The 22,085-nt window shown below is 62.9% G+C and carries 24 protein-coding genes; 13 read left to right on the top strand and 11 right to left on the bottom strand.

Going from position 1 to position 22,085, the window contains the following annotated elements; translation table 11 throughout:
- Window positions 1-155: 155 nt before the first annotated feature.
- A complete protein-coding gene (locus AC0L2H_RS21185) occupies window positions 156-326 on the bottom strand; it encodes a hypothetical protein (RefSeq protein ID WP_473592031.1) in 171 nt (56 codons plus the stop codon).
- Between the two features lie 118 nt (window positions 327-444).
- On the opposite strand from AC0L2H_RS21185, the gene AC0L2H_RS21180 reads away from it, so the two are divergent.
- The 3 genes from AC0L2H_RS21180 (at window position 445) to AC0L2H_RS21170 (ending at window position 3,280) form a co-directional block, all read left to right on the top strand.
- A complete protein-coding gene (locus AC0L2H_RS21180; protein WP_473592030.1) occupies window positions 445-615 on the top strand; it encodes a hypothetical protein in 171 nt (56 codons plus the stop codon).
- Between the two features lie 105 nt (window positions 616-720).
- Window positions 721-2,802, top strand: a complete 2,082-nt coding sequence (locus tag AC0L2H_RS21175; RefSeq protein WP_473592029.1) for an ATP-dependent helicase — start codon at window positions 721-723, stop codon at window positions 2,800-2,802.
- A 175-nt stretch (window positions 2,803-2,977) separates the two neighbouring features.
- A complete protein-coding gene (locus AC0L2H_RS21170; RefSeq protein WP_473592028.1) occupies window positions 2,978-3,280 on the top strand; it encodes a DUF982 domain-containing protein in 303 nt (100 codons plus the stop codon).
- A gap of 59 nt (window positions 3,281-3,339) precedes the next feature.
- Here the strand turns inward: AC0L2H_RS21170 and AC0L2H_RS21165 are convergent, their stop codons facing one another.
- On the bottom strand, window positions 3,340-3,600 hold the full coding sequence (locus AC0L2H_RS21165; RefSeq protein ID WP_473592027.1) for a hypothetical protein: 261 nt from the start codon (window positions 3,598-3,600) through the stop codon (window positions 3,340-3,342).
- Between the two features lie 51 nt (window positions 3,601-3,651).
- A complete protein-coding gene (locus AC0L2H_RS21160) occupies window positions 3,652-4,164 on the bottom strand; it encodes a DinB family protein (RefSeq protein WP_473592026.1) in 513 nt (170 codons plus the stop codon).
- A 57-nt stretch (window positions 4,165-4,221) separates the two neighbouring features.
- On the opposite strand from AC0L2H_RS21160, the gene AC0L2H_RS21155 reads away from it, so the two are divergent.
- The 4 genes from AC0L2H_RS21155 to AC0L2H_RS21140 all read left to right on the top strand — a co-directional run bounded on the left by AC0L2H_RS21155 (window position 4,222) and on the right by AC0L2H_RS21140 (window position 6,905).
- Window positions 4,222-4,914 (top strand): glutathione S-transferase family protein, encoded by a 693-nt coding sequence (locus AC0L2H_RS21155; protein WP_473592025.1) that lies wholly within the window; start codon window positions 4,222-4,224, stop codon window positions 4,912-4,914.
- Between the two features lie 83 nt (window positions 4,915-4,997).
- Complete coding sequence (gene bluB / locus AC0L2H_RS21150) at window positions 4,998-5,633, top strand: 5,6-dimethylbenzimidazole synthase (RefSeq protein WP_473592024.1); 636 nt, start codon at window positions 4,998-5,000, stop codon at window positions 5,631-5,633.
- A 103-nt stretch (window positions 5,634-5,736) separates the two neighbouring features.
- Window positions 5,737-6,159, top strand: coding sequence for a nucleoside-diphosphate kinase (gene ndk, locus AC0L2H_RS21145; RefSeq protein WP_473592023.1), 423 nt, complete (start codon window positions 5,737-5,739; stop codon window positions 6,157-6,159).
- A gap of 137 nt (window positions 6,160-6,296) precedes the next feature.
- The gene (locus AC0L2H_RS21140) at window positions 6,297-6,905 is read left to right on the top strand and encodes a class I SAM-dependent methyltransferase (RefSeq protein ID WP_473592022.1); all 609 of its coding nucleotides are present in this window, start codon (window positions 6,297-6,299) and stop codon (window positions 6,903-6,905) included.
- Window positions 6,906-7,762: 857 nt separating this feature from the next.
- Here AC0L2H_RS21140 and AC0L2H_RS21135 read toward each other — a convergent pair.
- The 8 genes from AC0L2H_RS21135 to AC0L2H_RS21100 form a co-directional block, all read right to left on the bottom strand.
- A complete protein-coding gene (locus AC0L2H_RS21135) occupies window positions 7,763-8,062 on the bottom strand; it encodes an META domain-containing protein (protein WP_473592182.1) in 300 nt (99 codons plus the stop codon).
- 12 nt (window positions 8,063-8,074) lie between these two features.
- The gene (locus tag AC0L2H_RS21130) at window positions 8,075-8,524 is read right to left on the bottom strand and encodes a YbaY family lipoprotein (RefSeq protein WP_473592021.1); all 450 of its coding nucleotides are present in this window, start codon (window positions 8,522-8,524) and stop codon (window positions 8,075-8,077) included.
- 78 nt (window positions 8,525-8,602) lie between these two features.
- Entirely contained in the window at window positions 8,603-9,085 is a 483-nt protein-coding gene (locus AC0L2H_RS21125) for a molybdenum cofactor biosynthesis protein MoaE (RefSeq protein ID WP_473592020.1), read from the bottom strand.
- A gap of 1 nt (window position 9,086) precedes the next feature.
- Complete coding sequence (gene moaD / locus AC0L2H_RS21120; protein WP_473592019.1) at window positions 9,087-9,344, bottom strand: molybdopterin converting factor subunit 1; 258 nt, start codon at window positions 9,342-9,344, stop codon at window positions 9,087-9,089.
- 1 nt (window position 9,345) lies between these two features.
- Window positions 9,346-9,942 (bottom strand): CDP-diacylglycerol--glycerol-3-phosphate 3-phosphatidyltransferase, encoded by a 597-nt coding sequence (pgsA, locus tag AC0L2H_RS21115; protein WP_097573323.1) that lies wholly within the window; start codon window positions 9,940-9,942, stop codon window positions 9,346-9,348.
- A gap of 414 nt (window positions 9,943-10,356) precedes the next feature.
- Window positions 10,357-11,871, bottom strand: a complete 1,515-nt coding sequence (locus tag AC0L2H_RS21110) for a DUF1254 domain-containing protein (RefSeq protein WP_473592018.1) — start codon at window positions 11,869-11,871, stop codon at window positions 10,357-10,359.
- Window positions 11,872-12,533: 662 nt separating this feature from the next.
- The gene (gene uvrC / locus AC0L2H_RS21105; RefSeq protein WP_473592017.1) at window positions 12,534-14,597 is read right to left on the bottom strand and encodes an excinuclease ABC subunit UvrC; all 2,064 of its coding nucleotides are present in this window, start codon (window positions 14,595-14,597) and stop codon (window positions 12,534-12,536) included.
- Window positions 14,594-15,358 (bottom strand): SDR family oxidoreductase, encoded by a 765-nt coding sequence (locus AC0L2H_RS21100; protein ID WP_473592016.1) that lies wholly within the window; start codon window positions 15,356-15,358, stop codon window positions 14,594-14,596. Before AC0L2H_RS21100 ends, uvrC begins: the two co-directional genes overlap by 4 nt.
- A 410-nt stretch (window positions 15,359-15,768) precedes the next feature.
- Here AC0L2H_RS21100 and AC0L2H_RS21095 point away from each other — a divergent pair, with 410 nt between their 5' ends.
- From AC0L2H_RS21095 to AC0L2H_RS21070, 6 genes are all read left to right on the top strand, one after another.
- A complete protein-coding gene (locus tag AC0L2H_RS21095) occupies window positions 15,769-16,419 on the top strand; it encodes an outer membrane protein (protein WP_473592015.1) in 651 nt (216 codons plus the stop codon).
- Window positions 16,420-16,700: 281 nt separating this feature from the next.
- Entirely contained in the window at window positions 16,701-17,633 is a 933-nt protein-coding gene (locus AC0L2H_RS21090) for a sugar ABC transporter substrate-binding protein (protein ID WP_473592014.1), read from the top strand.
- A 66-nt stretch (window positions 17,634-17,699) separates the two neighbouring features.
- On the top strand, window positions 17,700-18,755 hold the full coding sequence (locus AC0L2H_RS21085) for an ABC transporter permease (protein ID WP_473592013.1): 1,056 nt from the start codon (window positions 17,700-17,702) through the stop codon (window positions 18,753-18,755).
- Between the two features lie 5 nt (window positions 18,756-18,760).
- Entirely contained in the window at window positions 18,761-19,555 is a 795-nt protein-coding gene (locus AC0L2H_RS21080) for an ATP-binding cassette domain-containing protein (protein ID WP_473592012.1), read from the top strand.
- Window positions 19,552-20,505 carry a cyclase family protein gene (locus AC0L2H_RS21075; RefSeq protein ID WP_473592011.1) on the top strand — a complete coding sequence of 318 codons (954 nt, stop codon included), beginning with the start codon at window positions 19,552-19,554 and terminating at the stop codon, window positions 20,503-20,505. Before AC0L2H_RS21080 ends, AC0L2H_RS21075 begins: the two co-directional genes overlap by 4 nt.
- A gap of 25 nt (window positions 20,506-20,530) precedes the next feature.
- Window positions 20,531-22,009 (top strand): amidase, encoded by a 1,479-nt coding sequence (locus AC0L2H_RS21070; protein ID WP_473592010.1) that lies wholly within the window; start codon window positions 20,531-20,533, stop codon window positions 22,007-22,009.
- Window positions 22,010-22,085: the final 76 nt, after the last annotated feature.

Below are 22,085 nucleotides of genomic sequence, written 5' to 3'. Positions count from 1 at the left end.
CGTGGAAGGCGGCTGGTCTTCAGTGATCGCGCCATGACGCTGCGGCAAGACTCAGCTATCTCTTGCTGTGCGGCGGACCTGATACCCGCCTGGCCGGCGCCATCTCTTCCCCTCCCAAGCGGCGCCGGCCACCGCTCTCATCTCGCGGCAGCCAGTCATTGGGCCGGGGGCGTGCCGGGTTGATCGCCGCCGGTCGTCGACTTGGGTACCGGGTTCTTGTCGACTTGCGGGTTTTGATCGACGGGGGCCTTGGTCGGTTGAATGTTGTTGTCACAAGCAGCGAGAGCCAGCGCTGCCGCCAAAGCCAGGATTGAGAACCTCTTCATCGCGACCTCCTTTCGCCCCGCCTCTTCTTCTCCTTGGGCAAACGAGACGTGTGCCGATTTGGTTGCGTGGGAACAAAACGCCTCCTCTCTGGTTGGTTCACACCAATGGAGGATTGCGATGATGATCCGCCTGCTCATAGCTGGGACTATCGCCTACGCGGCCTATCGCATCACCAAAAAGGTGATTGACGATGTGCCCGACGATTTCGAACCGTTCCCGCCGCCACGGGATGACCGGAAGGTTCTAAGACGTCAGTCGGCGGCGATGGGCGTGGAACCCCAGCGTTAGAGCCTGCCGCGCAGCCAAAGCTCTTCCCGCTCTGCCAATGCTCGGCGAATGCAAGTCCTGCGCTGAAACCGTTGCGAACAAAGCAGAAACGATGCTTGATGGGCAATGAACCTTGCTGCCCGTGATTCGACCTTCATGCCTGCCTACCTCGCCAAGCTCAACGCCGAGCAGCGGCTGGCGGTCGAACATGGCGACGGCATGGTCTCCCGGCCGCTGCTGGTGATCGCCGGCGCCGGTTCCGGCAAGACAAGCACGCTGGCGCATCGCGTGGCGCATCTGATCGTCAGGGGCGCCGATCCGCGCCGTATCCTTTTGATGACGTTTTCGCGCCGCGCAGCATCCGAAATGGCCAAGCGGGTCGAGCGTATCGCAGGCGAGGTGCTGGGCCGCGATGCCTCAATCATCACCGATGCGCTCACCTGGGCCGGCACCTTCCACGGCATCGGCGCGAGGCTGCTGCGCGACTATGCTTTAGAGATCGGCCTCGACCCGGCCTTCACCATCCATGACCGCGAGGATTCCGCCGACCTGATGAACCTTGTCCGGCACGAGCTCGGCTTCTCCAAAACCGAAGCCCGTTTCCCGACCAAGGGCACGTGCCTGGCGATCTATTCGCGCGCCGTCAACGCCCAGGCGCCGCTTGGCGAGGTCCTGGGTTCGGTATTCCCCTGGTGCGCCGGCTGGGCCGAACAATTGAAGGCGCTGTTCGCCGGCTATGTCGAGGCCAAGCAGGCGCAGAACGTGCTCGATTACGACGACCTGCTGCTTTATTGGGCGCAGATGGCCGGCGAGCCGGAGATATCGGCGCATCTCGGCGGGCGTTTCGACCATGTCCTGGTCGACGAATATCAGGACACCAATCGCTTGCAGGCCTCGATCCTGACGGCGCTGAAGCCTGACGGCTCCGGTCTCACAGTGGTCGGCGACGACGCGCAGTCGATCTACTCGTTTCGCGCGGCGGAAGTGCGCAACATCCTCGATTTCCCCAAGCAGTTCGCGCAACCGGCCGAGATCGTCATGCTGGAACGCAATTACCGCTCAACCGAGACCATACTGGCCGCCGCCAATGCGGTCATCGGCGAAGCATCGGAGCGTTTTACGAAAAACCTGTGGTCCGAGCGCAAATCGGCGGAAAAGCCGAAACTGGTCAATGTCCGCGACGAGACCGAGCAGGCGAGTTACGTCTGCCAGGCGATCCTGGCCGAGCGCGAGGCGGGCACGGCGTTGAAGGCGCAGGCCGTGCTGTTTCGCGCCTCGCACCACAGCGGGCCGCTGGAGATCGAGCTGACGCGCCGCAACATCCCGTTCGTCAAGTTCGGCGGCCTCAAATTCCTCGACGCCGCCCATGTCAAGGATATGCTCGCCGTATTGCGCTTTGCTGAGAACCCGCGCGATCGCGTCGCCGGTTTTCGCGTGCTGCAGCTTCTGCCCGGTATCGGGCCTTCGGCAGCCAATGCCATCGTCGAGACGATGGCGACGTCGCTCGACGAGGCGATGGGCCTTGCCCGCTATCGGCCACCGCAAAGGGCCGCGGAGGACTGGCCGGGTTTCGTCGCGCTATTCTCGCAGCTGCGGGCCGGGTCGAAAAAATGGCCGGCCGATCTCGAGCAAATCAGGTTCTGGTACGAGCCGCATCTGGAACGCATCCACGAGGATGCAACGATGCGCCGGGCGGACCTTTTGCAGCTCGAACAGATCGCCGCGGGCTACGCTTCGCGCGAGCGCTTCCTCACCGAACTGACGCTTGATCCGCCGGACGCGACCAGCGACGAGGCCGGCCCGCCGCACCGCGACGAGGATTATCTAATCCTGTCGACCATCCATTCGGCCAAGGGCCAGGAATGGAAAAACGTCTTCGTGCTCAACACCGTCGATGGCTGCATCCCGATCGACCTCGGCGTCGGCTCGAAGGAAGAAATCGACGAGGAGCGCCGGCTGCTCTACGTGGCGATGACGCGGGCCAAGGACAGCCTGCACCTGGTCATGCCGCAGCGTTTTTTCGTGCATGGCCAGGCGGCGCGCGGCGACCGCCACGTCTACGCCTCGCGCAGCCGCTTCATCCCGGCCTCGATCCTTGGCGCTTTCGAGCAGACGGCGTGGGCAAGCGTCCAGGCCAAGGACGATCCGCGCCGCCAGCCGCAGGTTCGCATCGATCTCGGCGCCCGCATGCGTGGCATGTGGAAGTGAGTGAGTAGCGAGATCAGGTAACTATTCACCCCGATAGCGAAGCGGCCGGCGCAGAACGAGACAATCCCATTCCGGCGACATGGAACCTAGAAAGGCCATCCGCGTTTCTGGGCGTCCGATCCCCAGCCGGAAGAGCGGCGTTCGCCGTCATCTCCGCCCAAATCGAGAGGCCCGTATGCACGACAGGATGTTCTTCACCCCGGTTGCCGTCACCGTCGGCGCTGGTCACAAGCGCATGATCGCGTCGCTGTTCGACATGCATGAGTTCCTGACCGAGTTTCCGCCATCGCGGCGCCGGCTGAGTTATGGCGCGGCGGTGAAGGCCTGCGAAGCGGCACGCGCCGGCGAAATCTCGGCTGAGGCGGCGCGCGATGCACTGATCACCTTTGCGGTGACGGCCGGTATCCTGTGGCCGCCCGTCCAGCCGGCCGTCTCGGTCAAGCCGGTCGCGCACGGCTTTGGCGGCTACGCCACCTGACATCAGGCAACCAAGTCTCAGGTTTAGGCTGCGTTCCGGAGCGCTGGTTGATGCGGGCGCTAGATCAGGCGCCTGCTGACGCTCAGTCGGGTCACCGCGGTCACGAGAATGGCACCGACCATGAAATACAGGGTCGCCACGACGTCACCCTGATGGAAGTGGTATCCGGAATTGAGAAGCGCCAGAACCACGGCGAGGAATGCCACGAGGCGCAAGGGTTCATTGGTCATGCGTGCCAACTTTCGCTGTTGCTGCAGGGCGGCCACCCTCAAGGCCGCGCGCTGAATATGATGTTTGGGCGCGTTTTGCAATCTGGCCAATCACCCCATCGTTCGTCTCTTGGGGGACGCCCGTTGCGTTCCGCCCAGAAATCAGGCGAAGGCCCTGCCCTCCTCGCTGCGCTGGAACAGCATCAAGTCCAATCCCAGGCTCGGGCGGCCCAGAATGGTCAGGATCGCATGCGCCTGGCCGCGGTGATGGGTCTGGTGGTTGAAGACATGATCCAGCGCCGGCGCCAGCCGCTGCGAGACGGTGCGCATGTCGGAGACGGTCATGTAGGTGAAGCGGCCGGTCAGCGCCTTCTCGCTCAAGGCCCCGACCCAGTCGATGATGCGCTTGTCCTCGGCCTCGCGCGCCATGCGCAACACGGGCAAGGCCCGGTGCAGGACGGCGTCGAGACTGGTCGGCGCGTCGCCCTCGCCGGTGAAGCGCTTCATCCAGATGCGATCGGCGGTGAGCAGATGGTTGAGCGTTCGCATCATCGATCCGAAGAAGGTGCCGACGTCGCGGTTGAACTCCTCATCGGTCAGGTCGTCCGCGGCATCGTAGATGCGGCCATTGGCCCATTGATTGTAGGCCGCAAACATCATGAAATGCTGCTTCATCTTTCTCTCGAAATCTCGTTTCGCCTGCCTAACTAGACCGCAAGGACGCCGCCGCCAATGACCATTCTGCTCTATGACCTCGTCGGACGCGATACCGCGCGTCCGTTCAGCCCGCATTGCTGGAAGGCGGCGATGGCGCTTGCCCACAAGGGGCTCGACATATCAAGCGTGCCGACGCGCTTTCTCGAAGTGCCTGCCGTCGAAGGCGGCGTCTCGAAGACCGTTCCGGTGATCCGTGACGGCGATCGTGTCGTCGCCGATTCCTTCGCCATCGCGCTCTATCTCGACGATGCCTATCCCGAGCGGCCGACATTGTTTGCCGGAGACGGCGGCAAGGCGATGGCACGCTTCATCGAACGCTGGTCGCAATTGACCATCCATCCCTATGTCACGTCAGCGGCGATAATGGACCTGCACGCCATGCAGGACGAGGCGAACGCCGCCTATTTCCGAAGCAATCGCGAGCAGCGTTTCGGCAAGAGGCTGGAAGAGGTCGAGGCGGTGCGCGACGCCGGGCTGGCCGCCTTCCGTGCCTCGCTGGAGCCGCTGCGCTCGATGCTCGCCTACCAGCCTTTCATCGGCGGGCAGTCGCCGCTGTTTGGCGACTATATCGTCTTCGGCGCACTGCAATGGGCGCGTATCGCTACGCCCTACCGCCTGCTCGACGACAGCGACCTCGTGGCGCAGTGGTTCGAGCGCTGCCTCGACCTGCATGACGGCCTCGGCCGCAAGGTGGCGGCGGCGGCATAGGGCAGTAAGGCAGTAGGTATGCGCGCCGTGGTGACTTTTCCTTACTGCCTTACTCCCTACTCCCCTACAAAGGCAGCGACGCATTGACGCCAGGTCCGCAATTCCCCGACGATTTTCGCGCCGCGCTGGTCGATCTCTTCCTGTGGCGCCGGGATGTCAGGCGGTTTGAACCGACGCCGCTTCCGGAAGGTGCGCTGGAGCGGCTGCTCGACCTCGCCAGCCTTGCGCCCTCCGTCGGGCTGAGCCAACCCTGGCGCTTTGTCGTGGTCGAGAGCCCGGAGCGCCGTGAGGCCGTCAAAGCCTGCTTTGAACGCTGCAATGCGCAGGCATTGGCATCGTTCTGCGGCGAACGCGCCGCGCTCTATGCCCGCCTGAAGCTCGCCGGCCTGAATGAGGCGCCTTGCCAGTTCGCGGTTTTTGCCGATCACGCAACCGGGCAAGGGCACGGGCTCGGCCGCATGACGATGCCCGCCACCATCGAGTACTCGGCGGTGATGGCGGTCCACACGCTGTGGCTGGCGGCGCGCGCCGAGGGCATAGGCATGGGCTGGGTCTCGATCCTCGATCCGGTCGAGATGGCGAGGATCCTCGACACGCCGCCGCAATGGACACTGATCGGCTACTTCTGCCTCGGTTACCCCTCGCAGCAGCACAACGTGCCCGAACTGGAACGAGAGGGATGGGAGGTCCGGCGTCCTCCCATCATCATGGTGCGCTGACCACTACCGGCGCGAGTCAACGCCGCGGGCCTTGGCAATGGGCCGGGCGACTTGTATAGAGCCCGCCACCTCAAGTTCCATTTCTCATCACAAGGACCATCGCATGGCGCTCGAACGCACCTTTTCCATGATCAAGCCGGACGCGACGCGGCGCAATCTTACCGGCGCCATCACCAAGATGCTGGAAGATGCCGGCCTGCGCGTCATCGCCTCGCGCCGGGTGTGGATGAGCCGCCGCGAAGCCGAAGGCTTCTATGCCGTCCACAAGGACCGTCCGTTCTTCGGCGAACTGGTGGAATTCATGTCGTCCGCACCAACCATCGTGCAGGTTCTGCAAGGGGAGAACGCCATCGCCAGGAACCGTGAAGTGATGGGCGCCACCAATCCCGCCAATGCCGCCGAAGGCACCATCCGCAAGGTGCATGCGCTGTCCATCGGCGAGAATTCCGTGCACGGCTCCGACGCGCCGGAAACCGCCGCGCAAGAGATCAAATACTGGTTCTCGGACACCGAGATCGTCGGCTGAGCCGGCATCGCCAAATCCGATCGAAAGGCCGGCCGTTTCGTCGGCCTTTTTATTGGAATGCCGAACCATCCCGCACTCCCGCTGGGGTCTCGGCTACGATAAGGTAGGTTGGGACACAAGGTGGAACCAACCTGACCATGACCAGCGCCATTCCCGGCTTCTTCCAGGGCACGGAGATGCCAAACAGCGGCTGGTGGGAAGCGCTGTGGCCCGACCCCGCAGGCGTGCTCTCTGCAATCGGGCTGACGCCAGGCATGGATGTGGTCGATCTCTGCTGCGGCGACGGCTGGTTCACCCTGCCGATCGCCAGGGTAGCCCGCCGCGTTATCGCCATTGATATCGACGCCGGTCTGCTCGAGATCGCCCGGCGCCGGCTGATCGACGCCGGCGCGACCAACTGCGAATTCATCGCCGGCAACGCCTACGAACTCGCCAGTCTGGTATCTCGACGGGTCGACTTCGTCTTCATGGCCAATGCCTTCCATGGCGTACCTGACCGGCCACGGCTGGCGCGCGCCGTGGGCGCGATGCTTGGTCCGGCGGGGCGCTTTGCCATCGTCAACTGGCACCAGCGGCCGCGCGAGACAACCACGGTGCTGGACGAGCCGCGCGGGCCGAGAACCGAACTGAGGCTGTCACCGGAACGGACCATCGCCGATGCCGAGGCAGGCGGCCTGAAACTTGCGGAACTGGTCGAGGTGCCGCCCTATCACTATGGAGCGGTGTTCGGGCCGGCGCCAAGTTGATAGGGCTCTCTATACTTGAATACGATCTTGTTGCACCAGACACCGCCGCCCATCGCCCATGTGTCGGGTTCTGGACACGCAGGCACCGACGTGAATTCCGTCCACGCTCCGCGCCTGGATTTTGGTTAGCTGATCAACAAAAAAAGCCGGAGCAGAACCCCGGCTTCTGTTTTTTGAACTGGCTTACGCCAGCTGAATAAGCGTCCAGGTAACCGCACGATCACCATATGGTGGCATGCGATTGCCCTTAGCTATTGGCGCAGTTGTCGACGGTGTGCTGACAACTTTCCAAACGCCGCTTTCTGGGCAAATTTCGCCAGTTTTTGCGGTCCGTCCTACGGCCATAGCCATTCTCCTTTCTCCCGCCTAGCTTGACAATTGGAGCACAAGGGAACAGCATGCCGAGGCTTGAGAAAGCACACGGACACAAGGGCGGCGAGACCCCCTGACTGTTCTCGGGGTGGTTTGATTTAGCGGATCAAGCCACCCCAACTCCTACGATTTGAATGATCCGCCTTCCCTTTCGTTGCGTCAATCTGCACTGCTTCTACATAACAGTAGAAGGTCGATTTTTTCGGTTGACGAATCGCAAGATAGTGGGTGATACCTACTAGTTAGCGACCTATATCTAGCATCTTCTTATATTTCTGGCACAACATGCTGTGGCCTGGCAACTGATTTTTTTGTCCAGCATTATGTTGTGAATTGTCGATATCCACTGACTTTCCACAGGTTATGACTCTGGGATTTTCCGAGCAATTTTGCTATGTTCACTATATGTTCTGATCAATCTAGCGGAAGCTAGACGGAATTGATTCCATGATTCGGGGCAGAACGCGACGCGGAATCGAATTCGGCTAGCTCGCGGCGTTGAACCGCAAAATATCTCGGCCGTCCTTGTCGGCGATGGTGAGCTTGCCGGCATCGACATGATAGGACGCCGCCTTGGCCAGCGCCTCGAACAGCGCTTTCTCTTCGGCCATGATATCGGGCGCGCAGGCCTTGAAGGTCGAGCCGATGCCACTGACGGCGATCGCCGAGCCATCGACCTTGGCGGTGGCGAAGTAGACGGTGAAGGGGCCGCTGCCGCCGGCCTTGCCGTCCTCACCGATCCTGAACGTCGCCTGCGGTTCTGAAATCACGCCGATGCCGTCGATATATTCGACAAGCTAGCTCTGCCCGAACACCGCGGCCGGTCTGTCGCTCGGCGTCACCATCTTCAGCATGACGGTCTGCGGCACGTCGCTGAGCGGATCGACCTGATGACGCGCGTCGGTGACAAACAGCAGCCGGTCGTCGACAGTGATGCGCGCCTGCAGCGCGTAGGTCATGTTGGGCCGTATCACCTGGGGATCGAAGCTGATCTCGAATTTGATCGGCACCTGGCCGGCCGGCGCCACCTTGCGTTCGCCGAGAATTGCGGCCGGCGCGTCGGCCAGCGAGACATCGGCAAGCTGGACAGAGAGCACGGCGTTGGGCGGCAGCGCGATGCGCTCGCGATACAGCACTTCGCCCTTCAAGACTTTCTCTGAAGCCACGGACAACTCCGGAACGGCCAGCATGCCGACGATCAGCGGCACGAAACCGAAGATGAGGAATTCGGCGATCCTGTCCAGCACGATCCTGCTCCCCATGGCACACCAAACCGGGCAGAAGGTCTCGCAGGATTGCGGTGGTTCCGTGACAACCGCGCAGCACTATTCGTGCGTAGGCCCCTTCCAGCGGCTTGCGGCTACCTCATCGCTCTCCTTGGCGTCGACCCAGCCGCCTTCCGAGCCGTCGCCACGGTGTTCCTTCTTCCAGAAAGGCGCGCGCGATTTCAGATAATCCATCAGGAAGTTCGCCGCCTCGAATGCGGCCTGCCGATGCGCGGAAGCCGCGACCACCAGCACGATGTTCTCACCGGGGCGGACCTTGCCATGGCGGTGGATGACGGTCAGCCCCTGCAGCGGCCAGCGTTCGGTTGCTTCGCCGGCGATACGGGCGATCTCGGCCTCGGCCATGCCGGGGTAATGCTCGAGTTCGAGTGCCGAAAGCCTGCCCGCCTCATCGCGGCAAAGGCCCGAGAACGTCACCACGGCGCCGATATCGGCACGGCCCCCGGTCAGCCGGGCGATCTCGGCGGCGATATCGAAATCGCCGGCCTGGATGCGCACGACAGGCACGACCGCGGTCGGCATTTCAGCCACCAGTCATCGGCGGGAATAGCGCGATCTCGCGCGCGCCCGCTATGCTTTCACGGTGCTCGACATGTTCCTGGTTGATGGCGACGCGGATCACATCGGGATATTGCAGCGCATGCTCGTATTCCTCACCGCGCGATTTCAGCCAGCGCAGGAGGTCTGCGACTGTCTCGATGCCATCAGGCAGTTCGACATCCTCCTGCGGCTTGCCGATCCGCTCGCGCACCCAGGCGAAATAGATGAGTCTCGTCGACATGCTACTCATCCATGATGTGCTTGAGGCCGGCGCGGAAATAATCATAGCCGGTGTAGAGCGTGACAAGCGCGGCGATCCACAGCAGCACCAGGCCGGTCTGCGTGGTCAGCGGGAAGATCTTGTCGCCGGCAGGTCCCGCCAGCAGGAAGGCGATGGCGACCATCTGGATGGCGGTCTTCCATTTTGCCAGTTGCGTCACCGGCACCGAGACCTTCAGCGCCGCCAGATATTCACGCAGGCCCGAGACCAGTATCTCGCGACACAGGATGATGATCGCCGCCCATAGCGACCAGCCGGCGATGCCGGCATGGCGGTCGGTATCGGCGGCAAGCAGCAGCAGGCAGGTGGCGACAAGCAACTTGTCGGCGATCGGGTCGAGCATCTTGCCGATATTGGAGGTCTGCTGCCAGGCGCGCGCCAGATAGCCGTCGAGATAGTCGGTGATCGAGGCCAGCAGAAAAATGATCAGCGCCGACCAGCGGGCGAAGTCGCTCGATTTCAGATGCCCTTCGAGAAAGAAGCACAGCACGACCAGCGGCACCGCTATGATGCGGGCGTAGGTGAGCATATTGGGCAGGTTGAATGCGCGCTGGGCCATATTTTCGAAACTCTTTCTGCCTGCGTACTCAAATCAGAAGCGAATGTGGGGGGTCAACAGGCGAGTTTTGATAGACCAGCCAAAAATAGCCGAATCCATCAGCTCTCGTGAGAATATTTATCCGCAATTAAATCGCGCAACTAAGTCAATATGATGCGCCGATCACGCCTGCCGTCAACACGCCCGCTGTCCCCTCACAGGCGCGGCGGGGCCAGTCGCGCCGCGGGTGCCCTATCGCAGGGTCGATGGTGGACGCGCTGACCGCACCAATAGCGGAATGACAGTTCTGGCTTCGCAACGAGATATTAGACGTCCAAAATGCTGGGACCGGGCCATACATTGACGCTGCGGTCGTGGCAGATCGGTCGCGTAAATCCCGATCTGCCACGTCAGTTGGTGTCGCCGTTGGTGATCCTACTTGACCAGTTCGAACTCGCCCGGCTTCCAGGTCTTGTCGAACCACGACTCCAGCGGGCCATAGAGGCGAAGAAGGACGTTCCAACCCTTGCCGGGAACTGTCTGGACCCAGTTGGCTTCATGGCCTTCCGGCGCTGTCGGACCGAACCAGACATCGACCGAGGAGTCCGCGTTGATCACAATGTCTTTCTTGTCGCTGCCGATGCTGGGGAATTGCTGGTCCGTCTGCAGCATCGAACGCGTTTGATTGTCATACGCAACGAACGACCAGAATTCTTTTGCCGGAATGTTTGGTGGCAGGTGGATCTTATAGGTCTTGCCGCCATCGAACGGTTTGCCGTCCTTGTCTGTGGTGGCGCCGGCGTATTGCGAGCCGATGCCGACGCGCTTTATCGCCATGGCCGGCGTGATACCCGTGGCATAGTAGTGGAACAGGACACGGGCATCCAGATAGCGAACGCCGGGCTGCAGAAGAAACTCGTAGTTGCCGCCGACAAAGCCGGTGAACCAGGCACTGTCCGGATAATAATAGGCGTCCTTCATGCGGGTCTTGAAGGTGATGGTGCGCGCCGTCGCATTGCCGACGGCGACGGCTTCAGTGAGGATCTTCTTCATCCGCTCGTCGGGTGCGAAGGGTTTGCCCTTTTCGATGCCGATGGCGGCGAGCTGTCCGAGCACTTCCGGGTGATAGGCCTCGTTCGGCTCGTATTGAACGATGCTGTTCACTTCCTCGTAGAAATGAAAGTCATTGGCATGGATGGTGTTGTACTCCTTGCCCGAGGTGTTGATGATCTTCATCGGCGGCGGGTTGTCGGCGTCCGAAAGAAGATGGACCTTGGCGAACTTCTTGGTGTTTTCGACGGCAGTCGCGGTGCTGCCATTCTCGAGGAAGCCGCGCCAGAAGAACAGGTTTCCGTAGGTCGATGTCCGCAATACGAAATAACCTTCGGGGACCTCGCCCTCGTAGCCCGGCGGCAAGAGCAGGTATTTTCCACCCTTGCCCTTGTCCGGGCCGGCATTGCCGACATCGCCGACATATTCGAACCAGTGGTTGTCAATCATGCCCAAGATGTTGGGTGGTGTTTCGATGACCAACGGACCCGCCTTGGTGTCCAGCCACATCAGATTGTAGATGCTTTCGGTGTTGCCGGTGAGGAACAACGAACGCGAATCCATCAGGTTTTCGAAGATCAGAATGGTCTGATTGTTGTCGGCGCCCTGGCTGGCCAATCCAACCCGCAGGGCTTCAACCGATGCGCCGGGCATGGCGTTGAGAAAAGTTTCGACGCCGCGCATGAAATCGAGATTGTCGTAGATCTTCTCCGATGTGGCATCATCCGGGAAGCCATCGAAAAAGTTCAGCTTGCCAAGCCTGGTGTCCACACTCTCCGGCGTAACGATCGAATCCGGTATCGGCGTCGTCATTTTCATCTTCGGCGCTTCGGCGGAAGCGGTGCCCAAGCCAATCAGGACCACCGCGGCGGTGGCGCAAAGCAATCTCGTGCGTTTCATGACTCTCTCTTTCACTTTCACGCCGGCAGGGGCGCCGTTCTTTTTCATCTTTCGGGGACGGAAGTATAATTCCGATGCGAAAACCAAACCCGTCCGGGCCGCTGTCGCGGTGCTGGCAAACAGCAGCGCCGGAACGAGAAGCACCGCCGTTTCGGGCCACTGGCGCGATCCATTGATTGCGCCAGACTAGGCCGGGACTATTGGATGATGCGACCACCTGTATGTAATTTACGTGGGCGCCAAGTGATTATACAGGAGGCCGACAAGGCCGATTACTTAAGAGTGTAATAAAGAACAACCGGAGGTTCAGTGTTGCGGTCGCGACTCTTTTAGGACCGCCTGAGAATACCTAGATGCCTCTGCCGACGTTCGACAGCGACTTCAACAGGGCGCGTGCCTGTGACGATAGGGGAACGACGTGGCCGCGGCCGGCCTTCATGCGCTCGGCCCTATCCTCAGTGTGCAGGCCGCCAGATCGACCTCACCCAACGAAAGGGGGATAATCTCGTTTCGTCGCAACTGCGTCAGCATGAGCAGCTGCAATGCGACCTTCAAGGTGCCCCCGTCATTCAGCGACTTGTAAAACGCCTGCCATGACATCGATGCGGAGTGCTCGGTACGATGGCGAACGACCAGAATCTTCTCAGTACATCGACGCAATTTCATTTCTCATGGAAATGATTGTAAACCAGCCTCGCCACCTGCTCGGAAATGCCGTCGACCTTGACCAGATCCTCCATCGCCGCCCGGCTGACCGCCTTGGCGGTGCCGAAATGCATGAGCAGCGCGCGCTTGCGGCCGGGACCGATGCCGCTGATCTCGTCGAGAGGGCTCTTGACCATCTCCTTCTTGCGGCGGGCGCGGTGTGAGCCGATGGCAAAGCGGTGGACCTCGTCGCGCAGCCGCTGGACGAAGTAGAGGACGGGATCTCGCACCGGCAGCGAAAACGAGTCCCTGCCCTTGACGAAGAAGCGCTCGCGGCCGGCGTCGCGGTCCTGGCCCTTGGCGATGCCGATGGCCACGACGCGATCCTCGATACCGAGATCGGCAAGGATCTTGCGCACCGCCGTCATCTGGCCCTGGCCGCCGTCGATGAGGATGACGTCGGGCCAGGCCGGAAAGCCGCCGACGTCCTCGATGTCGTCCTCCGCCTCGCCCGTGGTCTCGGCGCTTTGCGGCGTATCGCCATGTTCCTTCAGCAACCTGGAGAACCGCCGCTCCATCACTTCGCGCATCATGCCGAAATCGTCGCCCGGCGTGATCTCGGTCGAGCGGATGTTGAATTTCCGGTACTGGTTCTTCACAAAGCCTTCCGGTCCGGCAACGACCATGGCGCCGACGGCATTGGTGCCCATGATGTGCGAATTGTCATACACCTCGATGCGCACCGGCGGCTTTGCCAGGCCGAAAGTCTCGGCAAAACCGGTAAGCAGCCGCGCCTGCGTCGACGTCTCGGCCAGCCGGCGGCCGAGCGCCTCGCGGGCATTCTGCAGCGCATTGTCGGTGAGGTCTTTCTTCTCGCCGCGCTGCGGCACCGAGATCGACACTTTACGGCCGGCGCGGGTGGAAAGCGCCTCGGCCAGCAGCTCCTGCTCCTCGACGGCGTGCGAGAGCAGTATGGCGCGCGGCGTCGGCTTGTCGTCATAGAATTGCGCCAGGAACGAACCCAGCACTTCGGCTCCCTCCAGCGCCGGATCGGCCTTGGGAAAATAGGCGCGATTGCCCCAGTTCTGGCCGGTGCGGAAGAAGAACACCTGGATGCAAACCTGGCCGCCCTCCTGATGGATGGCGAAGACGTCCGCCTCTTCCACAGTTTGCGGGTTGATGCCCTGATGGCTTTGCACATGTGAAAGTGCCGCCAGCCGGTCGCGATAGATGGCGGCACGCTCGAAGTCGAGGTCTTCCGAGGCCTGCTGCATGGCGGCGGAGATTTCCGTCTTCACCTTCTGGCTGCGGCCAGAGAGAAAATCCTTGGCCTCGGCGACCAGCTCGGCATAGTCGGTGTGCGAGATCTCGCCGGTGCATGGCCCGGCGCAGCGCTTGATCTGGTAGAGCAGGCAGGGCCGGGTGCGGTTTTCATAGAAGGAGTTGGTGCAGCTCCTCAGCAGAAAAGCGCGCTGCAGCGAATTGATGGTGCGGCCGACGGCGCCCGCGGAAGCAAAGGGGCCGAAATAGTCGCCCTTGCGCGAGCGCGCGCCGCGATGCTTGTAGATGCCGGGCGAGACATGGTCGCCGGTGAGCAGAATATAGGGGAACGACTTGTCGTCCCGCATCAGCACATTGAATCTTGGCCGCAAGCGCTTGATAAGATTGGCTTCAAGCAGCAGCGCTTCGATCTCGGTGCGGGTGACCACGAATTCCATCGTCGCCGTCTCGCGCACCATGCGGCCGATGCGGCTGGTGTGGAAACGGCCCTGCGCGTAGTTGGTCACCCGCTTCTTCAGGCTGCGCGCCTTGCCGACATAGAGCACGTCGCCGACGGCGTTCATCATGCGGTAGACGCCGGGCCCATTGGGCAGCCGCTTGACCAGCGTCTGGATGACCTCGGCACCGACCATGCCGTCGGCATCGCCGGCATGCGGCGTCCAGTCGATGGCGGTGAAGGCCACATCCGGGCCAGAAGGCGCGACGATCCCCTCCGCAGCCTCTTCCTCGAGGTCGATTTCCGGGGGCAGGTCGTCGGCGGCGCCGCTGCGCGGTCTATGCTTTTGGTCTATGGGACTCATTCCACCATGCCTGTCACATCGGGCGTCTGCCATGCAAGATGCTGGCCGCCATCGAGTGCTATCATCTGGCCGGTGACCGAGCGCGCCGCCCAGAGATAGCGGATGGTGGCGCCGAATTCCGGCAATTCCGGGCCGCGCTTCAGGATCAGGCCGGCGACCTGCGCGGCAAAATCATGGTCTTCCTGGCGCATGTTCTTCAACGTCGGACCAGGACCGATGGCGTTGACGCGGATGCGGGGTCCCAGCGCCTGCGCCAGCATCTGGGTCTGCGTCCACAGCGCCGACTTCGACAGCGCATAGGAGAAATAGCGCGGCGTCGGCCGCCAGACGCGCTGGTCGATCATATTGACGATCAGTCCCTCCTGCCCTTGCGGCAGCGCGCGAGCGAAGGCCTGCGCCAGCAGCGCCGGCGCCTTGACATGGACGGCGAAGTGCCGGTCCCAGGCAAGCCAGTCGAAATCCTGAACCGTATCGTCCGCGAATAGCGAGGCGTTGTTGACCAGCAGCGTAACCGGCCCGAGTGCCGCTTCGGCGCGGCCCACCAAGTCGCCGACCGCTTCCATGTCGGTCAGGTCGGCGGCAACCACCGCGGCGCGGCCATTCTGGCCCTTGATCTTTTCCACCAGCGCCTCAGCCTCGGCTCGCGAGCGGTTGCAGTGAATCGCCACGGCAAAACCGTTTGCGGCGAGATCCTCGACGATCGCCTTGCCGATCCGCTTGCCTCCGCCCGTTACCAGCGCCGTTCCAGCGGCTTTGCTCATCCTGTCAATCCTTAATCGGGGCTCCGATTTCAGCCCGCCGGCAAAATATGGCCGGCCAAGGGTTAAATGCCGTTCGTACCTTGGGCAGCATTGTGGCAAAGCGGCCAGACCGGCCTTTCGACTCCGGCCGGGACTCGGCCTGCCGGACCGCAATATAGGGCGCTGGACTCCTTGCACCAAGCGGTGTGCAGCGCAGCATGGCAAAGCCTCCTGACACCGTCTGTTGCGCGGATGCAACGTCAAGGTTCGGCCTCATTCGTGCCGGGGAATGACCCAAGTTCAGGTTCGCTTCAGCCGCATTTTGACACGACATTTGGAACCGTAGAGCGCCAGACCCGTTTATCCCCCCGGACGGGTTGAGGGCGTTTGTGAAAGCAAGCCTGTGCCTGTGGCTTAAGGAGTAAAGAACAATGCAAGCCAATCTTAAATTCGCGCGACCGCTGGCGGTAGCGCTTGGGCTCTTCGCCCTCAGTGGAACCGCCTACGCCGCGGACGTCGTCTCGGAAGAGCCGCCGGCACCCGCGCCGATCGCGGAACTTCCCGTCGCTTCGTGGGCCGGTCCCTATGCCGGTGTAAGCGTCGGCTACGGCTTCAGCGGCCATGCCGATGCTGAGGATGTCGGCGTCGACGTCGATACCGACGGCTTCGTCGGCGGCGTTTTCGGCGGCTATCAGTGGCAGCAGGAGAACTTCGTCTACGGTGCTGAAGCCGATCTCGGCTATACCGGCATCAAGGGTGAAAGCGCCGGGATCGAATCGAAGGGCGGCTTCGAAGGCTCGCTGCGCGCCCGCCTCGGCTACGCCGTCACTCCGGAGATCCTGCTCTACGGTACCGCCGGTGGCGCGCTCCGGGACCAGAAGATCGAAGCCGCCGGCTTCAGCGACAGCAATACGATGCTCGGCTGGACGGCCGGTCTCGGTACCGACATCAAGATCACCGACAATGTGTTCGGCCGTGTCGAATATCGCTACACCGATTTCGGCAGCAAGGACTTCGACGGTATCGGCAAGGTCAAGTCGACCGACAACCGCGTCACCTTCGGCGTCGGTATGAAGTTCTAAGTCGTTCAAGCCACGACACGAAAAAGCCGGGCCTCGCGCCCGGCTTTTTTTGTGCCCTTGTGCTACATCCGCCTTTTTGACGTCCTCTTTTCCGCGACGCCCGCCGCGCTCCGCCCTCTTCCCAACCCCTGACGAAATTAGCCGTTGCTCCCGATCAAGGCTTATGGCTATAGTTAGTACGTGGCTCGCACGAACAAACAGTTCGATCTGTGACGACCGTTCAGCCGAGGCTGAGAAGGTCAAGTTGTGGGCAGGAACACTCGGTCAAAAAGGGGAATGCAGTGAACCGCTTTCAGAAATTCTCGACCGCGGCGCTCGTCGCGGCATCCTTTGCGCCGGCCGCACTTGCCGCCGATGACAAGCTGACGATCGGCATCGTCACCTTCTCGACGTCCGATGTCGACACCAACCAGATGGTCGACACCATGACCAACGAGGCCCAGTCCAAGGGCTGGACTGTGGAAACGCTCAACGCCAATGGCGATCCTTCGCAGGCGATCACCAGCATCAAGCAGTTGGCGACCAAGAAGGTGAACGCCATCATCGTCACGGTGTTCGATTCGACCGGCCTCGCCGCCGGCCTGCAAGCGGCGGCGGATGCAAAGATCCCGGTGCTTTCGGCCGGCGGCGGCATGGCCGACGGCATCGCGCTTTCGGCAAGCACGGGCGCCGCGCCGCCGCTGCTCGAATTGATGCTGAAGGACATCGGCAACACAGGGACCCTGCTTAATCTCACCTATCACCCCGGCATCCCGTGCCGCGAGCGCGCCGACGCCTTCGATGCTGCGGCCAAGGCCAATCCGGGTCTCCAGACGACCTCGCACGAGATCAGCATCCCGGGTGCCGCCGAATCCTCGCAGGCCGCGACCAGCGCCTGGCTTGCCGCCAATGCCAACGCCAAGGGGCCGTTCGCGATCTTCAACTGCTATGACGACAATGCCATGGGCGCGATCGCCGCGTTGAAGCAAAATGGCCGCAGCGACGTGAAGGTCTATTCCTTCAACGCCACGGCGCCCGCCGTGCAGGCGGTCAAGGACGGGACGATGACCGCCACGCTCGGCGTTGACCTGACCTCGGCCGGCAAGATGCTGGTCGACCAGATCCCCGACATATTGTCTGCCGGCGACCAGTGGCAGCCGAAATCCTTCGTGCCAGGCTACACGCTCGTCACCAAGGACAATGTCGACCAGTTCATGAAGGACAATCCGCAGTAAGCCCTGCAGATTGCGGATCTGGCCGGGCCAGCCCGGCCAGATCGAAGTCCGATCATGAGAGCCGCCATGCAAGCTGACCATTCACTGCCTGAAACCTCCGCTCCGGCAGAGGTGCCCCGCGCCTTGCCGCCAACGCAAGCCGGATATCCGTCACCCGGCGCGCGCGAACGGCGCGCCATGCTGATGCGCCTGCTCGGCACCTACGGCACCATCATCGTGCTGGGCTCGATGCTGCTGATCTTCTCGGTGCTGCAACCGGGGACCTTCGCCACGATCGGGAATTTTCGCAATATCATCAATGACATGGCGATCGGCACCATTGTCGCGGCCGGCCTCACCGTACCGCTGGTGGCCGGCGATTTCGACCTCAGCATCGGCTATGTCGCGAGTTTCTGCGGGCTGCTCGTCGTCGGGTTATTGAGCAGCAGCGGCCTGTCGATCCCGCTCGCCATCGTCCTTGTCGTCGGCCTCGGCACGCTGATCGGCATCGTCAACGGCATCGTCGTGTCCAAGATCGGCGTGAACGCCTTCATCGCCACGCTCGGCACCGGGACCATTGTCGTCGGGCTGAACTACGCCTACTCCGGTGGTATTCCGCTGCAGCTCACGCAGAGCCGGGAATTCACCAACATCGCCATCGGCCGCATCGCCGGGGTGCCGCATCTGGTCATCATCATGGCTGTCGTGCTGGCGCTGCTGTGGGTCATCCTCAACCGGACGGTGCAGGGCCAGCACATCAAGGCGATCGGCGTCAGCCCGGAATCGGCGCGCCGCGCCGGTGTCGCAGTCGATCGCAGCCGCATTGTCGCCTTCGCCATCGCCAGCACCTGTGCCGCCATCGGCGGCGTGCTGATGGCTTCAAATCTCGGCTCCGGCCAGGTGACAGCAGGCGACGGCTTCATGCTGACCTCGTTCTCGGCCGCCTTCCTCGGTTCGGCGGCGCTCAGGGAAGGTCAGTTTCACATCTTGGGCACCTTGATCGGCGTGCTGACGGTCGCAGTCGGCAACAATGGTCTGGCCATGATCGGCGCGCCGATCTTCACCCAGTTCCTGTTCACCGGTTGCCTGCTCGTCGTCGCCGTGGCGCTCGGCGGCATCGGCCGCCGCTACGGACGGGGGTGAGCGAGATGGCACAATCAACGCTGCTTTCGCTCCGCCACATCTGCCGCAGCTTCGGCGGCATCCAGGCGCTCGACAATGTTTCCTTGGATATTGCCAAGGGCGACATCGTCGGCCTGGTCGGCGACAATGGCGCCGGCAAGTCGACGCTGATCAAGATCCTGGCCGGCGCGCATGATCCGACGTCCGGCGAAGTGGTTCTCGAAGGCCAGCCGCGAAGACTGTCGCCGCCCGCCGAGGCGCAGCGGCTCGGCATCGAGACGGTCTATCAGGATCTGTCGCTGATCGGCACCTTCACCGCGGCCGAGAATTTCTTTCTCGGGCGCGAGCTCGCGCTCGGCCGCGGCCCTGCCCTGCTGCGCTGGATCCGCCTGAAATCGATGGGCGACACCGCGATCAAGGGTCTCGATGAATTGCACATCGACATCCCCGGCGTGCGCTCAAAGACGGTCGAGCGCATGTCGGGTGGCCAGCGCCAGTTGGTGGCGATCGCGCGCGGCGCCTTCTGGGGACATAAGCTGCTGTTGCTCGACGAGCCGACCGCGGCACTTGGCGTGCGCGAATCGCGCGAGGTGCTCGACCTCATCAGGAGGCTCGGCGCCAAGGGGCTGACCATCGTCATGGTCACCCACAATCTCGATCACCTCTGGCAGGTCTGCAACCGCGTTGTGGTGATGCGCCGGGGCCGCAAGGCCGCCGATCTTCCGAGCGCCGCCACCAACATGGAAGAGGTCGTCGCCTACATCACCGGCGCCAAGGAAGCGATGCCGGCCCGCGTCGCCCCGCTGGAGGCCGGCGCATGAGGGCAGCCGACGCCATGACGCTCAACCGGCTGCTGGCCGATGCGCCCAACCGCTGGGGCCACTGGGGCGCCGACGACGAGATCGGCGCGCTCAACTATCTGACGTCGGACGAGGTCAAGCGCGGGCTCTCGGCGGCGCGCGACGGCCGCACCTTCACCCTCGGCGTGCCGATCGCCACGCAGGAGGGCGACCCGGTGTTTCCCGGCCGCTGGCCGGCCAAGCATTTCATGGTTGCCGACAAGGCCGGCTTCGTGAATGGCCATTGGCAGCCGCTCGCCGGCGGTCTCGAATTCGCCGACGACTATGTCACCGGCTTCGCCCAGGCCGGCACGCATTGCGACGCGCTCGGCCACATGTGGTTCGACGACAAGCTGTGGAACGGATTCCCAGCCAGCAGCACCAATGGCGGCATGACCAGGGCCGGCATCATGCCGATCGCCGAGCGCGGCATCGTCGGCCGCGGCGTGCTGCTCGACATCGCCCGCTTTCGCGGCAAGCCGGCGCTGGAGCGCGCCGAGACCTTTACGCATCACGACCTGATGGAATGCGCGCGGGCGCAAGGCGTCGACATCCTGCCGCGCAGCATCCTGCTCGTCCGCACCGGCTGGGTCGGCGCGCTGGCGGCGGGGAGCGTTGGCGAGGATTACTGGGAACCGGGCCTGACCTTCAGCCTCGAGCTGGTGCGCTGGTTCGACGAAATGCAGATCCCCTGCCTGGTCACCGACACGCTGGCCAACGAGACCACCTACGAGCCGAAAACGGGCCTGATGCTGGTGTTGCACGCAGCACTGATGCGCAATCTCGGCATCGTCTTCACCGAAATGGCGTCGCTGGACGCGCTGGCCGCCGACTGCGCCGAGGATCGCCGCTACGAGGGTTTCTACTGCGCGAGCCCGGCCAAGGTCAGCAAGGGCACGGGCGGCTCGGCAAACCCAGTGTTCATCAAATAGAACCCAACAAGACGGAATGACTTCCATGACTTCTGCAGACGACCAGCTCTGTTTCCTGCCGGCCACCGAACTGGCCGAGCGCATCCGGCGCCGCGACCTGTCGCCGGTCGAGGTGACGGAGGCATATCTGCGCCGTATCGAGGCGCGCAATCCGGTCGTCAACGCCTATACGCTGGTGCTCGGCGACGAAGCGATGGATGCCGCCCGCGTCGCCGAAAAGGCTGTCATGGCAGGCGTTCCGCTCGGGCCGCTGCACGGCGTGCCGGTCGGCATCAAGGATCTCGACGACGTCGCCGGCGTGCCGACCTCGATGGGATCGCGGGCGGTGCACAACCGAGTGCCGAAAGACAGCGCGACGGCGGTCGAGCGCCTGCTCGATGCCGGCGCGATCGTGCTCGGCAAGACCAACACGCCGGAGTTCGGCCACAAGGGCATCACCGACAATCTGCGCTTCGGGCCGACCAGCACGCCTTTTGCGATCGGCTACAATTCCGGCGGCTCGTCGGGCGGGAGCGCTGCCGCAGTGGCAGACGGCATGGCGGCGCTGGCGCAAGGCACGGATGGCGGCGGTTCGGTGCGCATCCCGGCCTCGTTCAGCGGCACTGTCGGCTTCAAGCCTTCCTTCGGCCGCGTCCCCTCGGTGACGCGTCCGGACGGCTTCCTGTGGGGGCATCCGCTGGTCCATATCGGACCGCTGGCCCGAACCGTTGCCGACGCGGCGCTGATGACCAAGGTGATGGCCGGACCGCACAGTCGCGACCCGCTCAGCCTGCCGGACGATGGCGTCGACTATGTCGGTGCGGTCGGCGGGCAGGCGCGAAAGCTGCGGATCGCCTACAGCCCGCGCCTCGGCAACTTCCCGGTCCACCCCGATGTCGCCGCGGTTGTTGCCGACGCGGTCGATGCCATGCGCCGGAACGGCGTCGAGGTCGATGAGGTCGAAGCCGATTTCAAGGCAGACCACAAGGAATTGGCGGCGCTGTGGGTGCGCACGATCTCGATCCACTACGCGGCCATCGCCGTATACTGGAAACAGGAAGGCATCGACCTGATGGGCGAGCACGCGGCGGTGCTGACGCCGCAGTTCCTCGCCATGCTGGAGGGCGCCTACAAAGTGTCGGCGGTCGAGCACGCACTCGACGACCTGCTGCGCACCGGCGTCTTTGACGGTCTTCAGGATCTGTTCGATACCCATGACCTGATCGTCTCGCCGACGCTGGCCATTCCACCGGTCAAAAATGCGACCGACGGCAACACGATCGGACCGACGTCGATCAATGGCGAGGCGGTCGATCCGCTGATCGGATGGTGCATGACCTATCCGATCAACTACACCGGCCATCCCGCGATCTCGGTGCCGGCCGGGTTGACGGCGCAGGGCCTGCCCGTCGGCTTGCAGATCATCGGGCGGCGGCATGCCGACGCGAGCGTGCTGGCGATGGCGGCGCGGTTCGAGCGCATGCAGCCGTGGTTCGGGAGTTACTTGAAGCTGGCGGGGCGGTGATCTCCCCCCTTGAGGGGGAGATGTCGCCAAAGGCGACAGAGGGGGTCGCCGCGCGTGGAGCGCCGGCGCCTTCCGC

The organism is Mesorhizobium sp. WSM4871 (assembly GCF_055811295.1).
Note: the sequence above shows the minus strand (reverse complement) of the source record. Positions and strands in the feature narration are given on the sequence as shown.